This is a genomic window from Mesobacillus sp. (assembly GCF_049588175.1).
Classification (GTDB): domain Bacteria; phylum Bacillota; class Bacilli; order Bacillales; family Cytobacillaceae; genus Mesobacillus.
The window spans coordinates 1-2,080 of the sequence record NZ_JBAVFI010000396.1 but is presented as its reverse complement, the minus strand read 5'-3'; the positions used below and the strand labels follow the sequence as shown (position 1 = coordinate 2,080).

Below are 2,080 nucleotides of genomic sequence, written 5' to 3'. Positions count from 1 at the left end.
GTAGTACGAGGGCGATTGAGATCATCTGTGCCATCCTTAGTGTATCTGTCAGCATTAGGCTGTCTGTCCGCATTCCTTCGACAAAGAAACGGCCGATCGAATACCAGATAACATAGCTGAGGAAGATTTCTCCGCGGCCAAGATTGACTCTGCGCAATGACATCAGCAGAATAAAGCCGAGGATGTTCCAGATGGATTCATATAAAAATGTCGGATGATAATAGGTTCCGTTAATGTACATTTGGTTGATGATGAATTCTGGAAGGTGCAGGTTTTCCAGGAATGCCCTGCTCACTTCCCCGCCATGGGCTTCCTGGTTCATGAAATTTCCCCAGCGGCCGATTGCCTGGCCAAGGATCAAGCTTGGTGCTGCAATATCGGCAAGCTTCCAGAAGGATACTCCTCTGGATTTTGTGAAAAAGTAGGTGGTAGCGACCGCACCGATCAAGGCTCCATGGATGGCGATCCCGCCATTCCAGATCTTCGGAATCTCTGCTGGATACTGGCTGTAGTACTCCCATTCGAAAATTACATAGTAAAGTCTTGCTGAGATAATCGCGATTGGAATCGCCCATAGCATCAAATCCGCAAAAATATCCTTCGGTAAGCCGCGCTTTTCCCCTTCGCGCATCGCAAGCCACAACGCAATCGCAATCCCCGTCCCAATGATCACACCATACCAATGCACCTGGATCGGACCAAGCGAAAAAGCAATCGGATCAATCGGCTGAATATTCTTCTCCATATCATTTCCCCTTTTTCTCTATAAAAGTATTCGCACTTTAGCACGTTAAACCGCCGGGGGTCAGACCCCCACCGCTTTAACGCTTTGCTGTGCCGGGGGTCTGACCCCCAGTGCGGTAATGCGTTAAACTGTTTTAGTTTTCGTCTTGATCGCCGTCTTCGATGACGTCGGATAGTCTGTTGGTGAATTGTTCTGCTGCGTTGACGCCCATTCTCTTCAGCCTGAAGTTCATTGCTGCTACTTCAATGATGACGGCAAGGTTTCGGCCTGGTCGGACTGGTATGGTCAGTTTGGTTACGTCTGTGTCGATTATTTTCATCGTTTCTTCGTCTAGCCCAAGTCTGTCGTATGACTTCTTTTGGTCCCAGATTTCCAGGTTGATAATGAGGGTAATCCGTTTGTGGCTTCGCACAGCCCCTGCCCCAAACAGAGTCATCACGTTGAGAATACCCAGTCCGCGAATCTCAAGGAGATGCTCAATCAATTCCGGTGAGTTCCCGATAAGGTTTCCGATGTCCTCCTGGCGGATCTCGACACAATCATCCGCAACAAGACGATGGCCTCTTTTAACCAGCTCAAGCGCTGTTTCACTTTTACCGACGCCGCTCTTTCCTGTAATCAGGACGCCAATGCCATAAATATCGACAAGCACGCCATGTACGGCTGTTGTCGGTGCCAGCTTACTCTCAAGATAGTTTGTCAGATGGCTGGAAACCCTAGTTGTTTTTTGCTTCGTTCTCATAACGGGCACCGATTCGCGCTCGGCCGCTTCAATCAATTCTGGCGGCACTTCCATGTCTCGTGTAACAATAATACCCGGTGTTATATCCGTACACAGCTTTTCCATCCGGAAAGCTTTGTCCCGAGGGTCCAATTTTTCAAAGAACGTCAACTCTGTTTTTCCGAGCAGCTGAAGGCGCTCTGCTGGGTAATATTCGAAATATCCAGCGATCTCCAGTCCCGGCCTTGAAATATCAGTCGTCGTAATCGGTCGGTTGATGCCGTCCTCTCCACTAACCAGTTCCATATCAAACTTTTTTATAATGTCTTTAGTACGGACTTTTGACAAAGAAGTTCCTCCTTATATAGAACGTTTAATTGCTAGTAAAATTCCCACATGATAACAATACTTTTTATTTTAGCACTTTTTCACTAATAACCAAATATAAGGTCGCAAAAATCAGAATCTGGTGTTTTCATATTTTTAAGCTCTTTAAACAAGGCTGTTGATTTTCATTCCAGGCGCTTCGCTTTCCGCGGAAGAATTATGAAAAAGCCCAACTGCCGGCTTTTCATAAGCAAATTCTTCTAGGGGCTGGCGCTGAGCCTCCTCGT

The 2,080-nt window shown here is 47.1% G+C and carries 2 protein-coding genes; both read right to left on the bottom strand.

The annotated features are described in order from the left end of the window. The coding region (lgt, locus tag WB217_RS10020; protein WP_423993022.1) for a prolipoprotein diacylglyceryl transferase at positions 1–745 on the bottom strand (745 nt) is incomplete at its 3' end. Positions 746–878: 133 nt separating this feature from the next. Then, entirely contained in the window at positions 879–1,814 is a 936-nt protein-coding gene (gene hprK / locus WB217_RS10015; RefSeq protein WP_423993020.1) for an HPr(Ser) kinase/phosphatase, read from the bottom strand. Between the last annotated feature and the right edge of the window lie 266 nt (positions 1,815–2,080).